Genomic DNA, 291 nt, shown 5'->3' on the forward strand with positions numbered 1-291 from the left:
CGCGGCACGAGGATGGAACTGGTGGGCTTGATGGCCAGCGTGACGACAATGTCCTGCCCCGTGCTGATGCCCCCCAGCACCCCACCCGCGTGGTTGGACAGAAAGCCCTGGGGGGTGATGCCGTCGCCGTGCTCGCTGCCCCGCTGCGCGACGCTGGCAAAGCCGTCGCCGATCTCCACGCCCTTGACTGCATTGAGCCCCATCATCGCATGCGCGATGTCGGCGTCCAGGCGGTCGTAGATCGGCTCGCCCAGCCCGGCGGGCACCCCCTGCGCGACGACGCGCAGCCGC

At 70.4% G+C, this 291-nt stretch carries 1 protein-coding gene; it reads right to left on the reverse strand.

The annotated features are described in order from the left end of the window. Window positions 1-291: chorismate synthase (locus ML342_RS11610; RefSeq protein WP_240127181.1), on the reverse strand; the 291-nt coding region annotated here is incomplete at both ends.

Source organism: Thermomonas alba (genome assembly GCF_022419205.1).
Classification (GTDB): domain Bacteria; phylum Pseudomonadota; class Gammaproteobacteria; order Xanthomonadales; family Xanthomonadaceae; genus Thermomonas; species Thermomonas alba.